Source organism: Arthrobacter sp. P1_D4, assembly GCF_056406115.1.
Window position 1 is genome coordinate 1 of the sequence record NZ_JBFUAU010000038.1, and the last position, 2,446, is coordinate 2,446.

Annotated in this window: 2 protein-coding genes and 2 pseudogenes; all 4 read right to left on the reverse strand. The window is 64.1% G+C overall.

What is annotated here, in order from left to right; genetic code table 11:
- Window positions 1-167, reverse strand: a pseudogene (locus AC1D0A_RS21850) (serine hydroxymethyltransferase); the annotation flags it as partial.
- Window positions 168-172: 5 nt separating this feature from the next.
- Window positions 173-556 (reverse strand): glycine cleavage system protein GcvH, encoded by a 384-nt coding sequence (gene gcvH, locus AC1D0A_RS21855; protein ID WP_243182221.1) that lies wholly within the window; start codon window positions 554-556, stop codon window positions 173-175.
- 76 nt (window positions 557-632) lie between these two features.
- Window positions 633-1,769: a glycine cleavage system aminomethyltransferase GcvT gene (gene gcvT, locus AC1D0A_RS21860; RefSeq protein WP_243182220.1), complete on the reverse strand. Its 1,137-nt coding sequence runs from the start codon at window positions 1,767-1,769 to the stop codon at window positions 633-635.
- A gap of 11 nt (window positions 1,770-1,780) precedes the next feature.
- Window positions 1,781-2,446: pseudogene (locus AC1D0A_RS21865) on the reverse strand (glycine dehydrogenase (aminomethyl-transferring)); the annotation flags it as partial.

Consider the following 2,446-nt stretch of genomic DNA (forward strand, 5'->3'; position numbering starts at 1 on the left):
TGCATCACAGCCCTCGCGGTGTGGTTCTCCGAGGCGATCATCTCCAAACCGTCACGCTGCCGGCTGAGTTCGGCGTCGATCTTCGCGGCGATCTCCGGATCCAGCACGGACAGGTCCGCGTCCAGACTCCGGGAAACGACCTGCTCAAAGGGGGCAATCCCCGTCAAGGGGCTCACAGTTCGCCGCCGTTCTTGGACGCGTACTCCTGCGCCGAGAGCAGCGGGCCTTCTTCAGCGACCGCCACCTTGAAGAGCCAGCCGGCGCCGTACGGATCGCTGTTGATCAGCGCGGGGTCATCGACGACGGCAGGGTTGATTTCGGTGACCTCGCCCGTCACCGGCGCGTACAGGTCCGAGACCGACTTGGTCGACTCAACCTCGCCGCAGGTCTCCCCCGCAGTCACCGTCGACCCGACCTCGGGCAGGTCCACGTACACGATGTCGCCCAGCGCGTCGGCGGCGACAGCGGAAATGCCAATGCCCGCGGGCCCGGCGCCATCTGAAGCAACCCACTCGTGCTCAGCCGAATACTTCAGTTCAGCAACTACTTTGCTCATCTCAAATCCTTCTTTCTTCTCGTTCGTAAAACTTGTTTACCCCGGCCCGGAAGGGCCAACGGCGACCCGAGGGGACTTACTTTTGGCGCTTGTAGAACGGCAGCGCGACGACTTCGAACGGTTCCGTCTTGCCGCGGAGTTCGACGTCGACGATCGTGCCAGGTTCTGAGTTCTCGACGTCGACATATGCCAGGGCGACCGGGTAACCGAGCGTCGGGCTCGGCTGGCCCGAGGTCACCTCACCGATGAGCGTTCCGTTCTTGAGGACGGAGTAATGGGCCCGGGCTGCCCTGCGCCCCGTGCCCTTGAGTCCCACAAGCTTTTGGCCGATGGACGATCCGACGCCGGCAGCCTTGATCGCCGTCAGCGCCTCCTTGCCCACAAAGTCGCTTTCCTTGGTGAGCGAGACAACGGGGCCCAGTCCGGCGGCGTAGGCGTTGACGTAGCGGGAGAGCTCGTTGCCGTAGAGTGGCATGCCGGCCTCGAGACGGAGGGAGTCGCGGGACGCGAGGCCGGCGGGAATGAGGCCGTATTCTTCGCCCGCTTCAAGCAAGGCTTCCCATAGACCTGCCGCATCCTCGTTCGGGATGTAGATCTCGAAGCCGTCCTCGCCGGTGTAGCCGGTGCGGGCGAGAAGCAGATCCTGTCCCTTGATCTGGACCTCGACCGCGGCGTAGTACTTCAGGTCGGTGACCAGGACATGCTGCTCGGTTGGGACAAGGGTCAGCAGAATGGCTTCTGCGTTGGGGCCCTGGACGGCGATCAGCGAGGTCTCCGCAGAGGCGTCCTGGACGGTGACGTCGAATCCGCCGTCCTTTCCGGAACCGGCCCGCTCAGCGAGGGCCGCGGCGACTACCTTGGCGTTGCCCGCATTGGGGACCACGAGGTACCTGTCCTCAGCGCGACGGTAGGTGATGAGGTCGTCGATGATGCCGCCGTCGGTGTTGCAGATCAGCGAGTACTTGGCCTTGCCAACGGCGATCGCCGACAGCTTCCCGACCAGGGCGTAGTCGAGGAACCCGGCCGCGTCCGGACCGCTGACCCAGACTTCGCCCATGTGGGAGAGGTCGAACAGGCCCGCGGCGTTGCGGACAGCGTGGTGCTCTGCGAGTTCAGATTCGTATTTGAGGGGCATCTGCCAGCCGCCGAAGTCCGTGAAGAAGGCGCCGGCTTTTTTGTGCTGCTCGTAAAGAGCGGTGTAATTCTCAGTCATTGAGTCAGTCCTTAGTTTTCGAACGCTGCTGTGTTGTCCTCGAACGATGCTGTGCTTTGCTCGAACGATTCGAGGGATGGGCACGAGCAGATCAGGTTGCGGTCCCCGGCCGCGCCGTCGATCCGTCCGACCGGCGGGAAGTACTTGTCCTGCTTCAGCTGGAGGACCGGAAACGCCCCCTGCTCACGCGGGTACGCGCGGTCCCAATGAGAGCTAACGACGGCGGCAGCCGTGTGGGGTGCGTTGCGCAACGGCGAGTTCTCCACCGTGAAGTCGCCGTTGACGACCTGGTCGATTTCCTGGCGGATGGTGATCATCGCCTCGATGAAGCGGTCAATCTCCGCAAGGTCCTCGGATTCGGTGGGCTCCACCATGAGGGTGCCCGCCACCGGGAAGGACAGCGTGGGTGCGTGGAAGCCGTAGTCGATCAGGCGCTTGGCCACGTCCTCGGCCGTGACTCCTGAGCGGGCGGTCAGTTCACGCAAATCCAGGATGCACTCGTGGGCCACCAGGCCACCCGCGCCCATATAGAGCACCGGGAAGTGCTCATCCAGCCGGGACGCAACATAGTTGGCTGCGAGCAGCGCGGACTTGGTCGCCTCGGTGAGGCCCCGGCCCCCCATGAGCTTCACGTACGCCCAGGAGATCGGCAGCACACCTGCCGAGCCGTAGCGGGA